2 protein-coding genes and 1 pseudogene are annotated in these 2,512 nt (G+C 65.6%); all 3 read right to left on the bottom strand.

Annotated features, from left to right (window positions below; translation table 11 throughout):
* Window positions 1-366, bottom strand: a 366-nt coding sequence (locus tag QCE58_RS33720; RefSeq protein ID WP_309781225.1) for a hypothetical protein, incomplete at its 3' end; no start/stop codon positions are given.
* A gap of 536 nt (window positions 367-902) precedes the next feature.
* Window positions 903-1,070, bottom strand: a pseudogene (locus tag QCE58_RS33715) (MFS transporter); the annotation flags it as partial.
* A 111-nt stretch (window positions 1,071-1,181) separates the two neighbouring features.
* On the bottom strand, window positions 1,182-2,291 hold the full coding sequence (locus tag QCE58_RS33710) for an alkene reductase (RefSeq protein ID WP_309781224.1): 1,110 nt from the start codon (window positions 2,289-2,291) through the stop codon (window positions 1,182-1,184).
* Window positions 2,292-2,512 lie beyond the last annotated feature (221 nt).

Below are 2,512 nucleotides of genomic sequence, written 5' to 3'. Positions count from 1 at the left end.
GATGCCGGCGGGCGCGACGTATCCGGTGTTGCGGTGGCAACTGACGGCGCATTGAGAACCTTTTGCGGCCCGTAATGTGGCCTCATTCGGCGACCGCACCTTTTTCAAGATGCGACGTTCGGCCGGACAAGTGGCGAGCGGCAAAAGAGGGTCGGGAGTTCGCATTGGCGGACGGCGTGACCGGTCGTTCGAGACAGGCTGACGTGCGAACGGCCGGAAAGCGGCGACCAGCCGCCTGACCAGAGCCGATGCTCGAATGACGGCAAAGGCCGAAGTGCTGCGTCGGCCGTTCAGGCAATCTCTTGAAGTGAAACCCACCGTTTCACCAAGACGCTTGTGGCAGCCGGGCGGCAGTGGAACTTCCATTTGGGCACCTGGATCGCTTCTTGGTTGCTCGGCTTGCGCAGCGATTGCGGAAGCCAAATGACATTTACAACGCCCTAACCATTGAGACCGACAGATACTCCGTGCTGGAAGACATGTGTGCGAAAACACGCGGAAGTCGAGGAACGTGCGCGACGACGTCATCATTGAAGTCGATCTTGAGCGCGCATACAGGATGATCTTTGACCTTGAGATAACGATCGGTAAGGTAGGCCGTTGTCGCCATTCAGCGAACTGCTTGAGCTCGGCGAAAGATTTGATGCCGGCGGGTCGGCGCCCCGTCGCGAAGGTCGTCGAAGCGGTTAGACGGAAGGACCAGAAGGAAGCTGTTGAACGAATCCTTCGAACGCGCGGTTGATCTGGGCGCACGGTCCACCATGCGTGATCCGCTTTGTCGTCCAGGTAACGGGTTAAGACCGCTTCATCACGCGGGTAGCTAAAGCGAGGTCGACACAATGTCGCCAATGGTCGCGGCGGCGAGCCGCCGATCGCTGGGATCGCCGGCACGTCGGCATCGCCGCGGAAAAGGCTGCGATGATGCCCGGCGTCGTGGTCATCAGTCCGGCGGTGCCGGGCGTGATGCCGAGATCGCGCGCGATGGCCGGCAGCACGCCCACAGGCATGTATTCGGTCGTCACGAACGCGAATGCGCCGAGCGCGATGGAGAGCACCGCGAGCCACGGCCGCCGCGCGGTCATGCGCGAATGGTCGATATCCATGAGTAATCTCGTCGTCGAATGGCGAAAGAAGAAGCGGCGGCGCTGTCCGGCGCCGCCGCGCGTTCAAGGCACGGGCTATCAGGCCGCGAGCGCGGTTTCGCGATAGAACGGGTAATCCGTATAGCCGATTTCCGTGCCGCCGAAGAACGTCGGGCGGTCATACGGGTTCAGCGGCAGATGCTTGCGCAGCCGCTCCGGCAGGTCCGGATTCGCGATGAAGTGACGTCCGAACGCGACCAGATCCGCGTCGCCCGACTGGAGAATCGCTTCGGCGCTGTCGCCGTCGAAGCCGCCCGCGACGATGATCGGACCGCGAAAGCGCGCGCGCAGCGATTGCGCCGCCACCGGGCGCTGGTCGCGTGTATCGTCCTCGACGTTGCCGGCGATGCGCGGCTCGATCAGATGCAGATACGCGATGCCGAGCTTGTCGAGTTCATCGGCGACGTAGCCGAAAAGCGCCTGCGGATCGCTGTCCGACATGTCGCCCCAGGAACCGCTCGGGCCGAGGCGCACCGCGACCTTGTCCGCGCCCCACACGGAGATCACGGCCCGCGTCGTGTCGAGCAGAAGACGCGCGCGGTTTTCGATCGGGCCGCCGTACTCGTCGGTGCGCCGGTTGCTGCCGTCCTGAAGAAACTGGTCGAACAGATAGCCATTGGCCGCATGCAGTTCGACGCCGTCGAAACCCGCCTTCACGCCGCGCGCCGCCGCGAGCCGGAAACTTTCGACGATGCCCGCGATCTCGTCCGTGCGCAGCGCGCGGTTCGGCGTGTTCGGCACCCAGCCGGATTCCGTATAGGCGACGCCGCCATGCGCGATCTCCGACGCCCCGACGGGCTGCCCGCCATCCGGCTGCAATTGCGCATTCGACTGCCGTCCTGCGTGATAGAGCTGAAGGAAGATGCGCCCGCCTTTGGCATGCACGGCATCGGTGACGGCCTTCCAGCCTTCGATCTGGCTGTCGTCGTAGAGGCCGGGCGCGCCGAGATAGCCGTTGCCTTCGGGCGCGGCGATGGTCGCTTCGCCGATCAGCAGCGCGCCGGGCGAGGTGCGTTGCGCATAGTATTCGGCCATCAGCGGGCCGGGGCGTGCGCCGTCTTCGGCGCGCATCCGGGTGAGCGGGGCGAGCACGACGCGATGCGCGAATTCATAAGGACCGACTTCGACCGGTGAAAAGAGCGTGGACATTTCGATTTCCTCTAGCTGTGGTATTCGGGATGGATGCTGCCGGCGCCATGAGCGGCGACGCTTGAGGCCAATGTAGGGCGATGCCGACGCGAGAAAAACCGTCTGCGGGTCGCGGGGGGGGGGGGGGGGGCGGCCCCCCCCCCCCCCCCCCCCCGCGGGGGGGGGGGGGGCCCCCGGGGGCGCCCGGGGGGGGGGGGGCCGCCAAGCCCGGGGGCGGGGGC

Origin of the sequence: Caballeronia sp. LZ028 (genome assembly GCF_031451415.1) — a bacterium.
Classification (GTDB): domain Bacteria; phylum Pseudomonadota; class Gammaproteobacteria; order Burkholderiales; family Burkholderiaceae; genus Caballeronia; species Caballeronia zhejiangensis.
The sequence above is the reverse complement of the archived record's forward strand: the minus strand, read 5'-3'. Positions and strand labels throughout refer to the sequence as shown.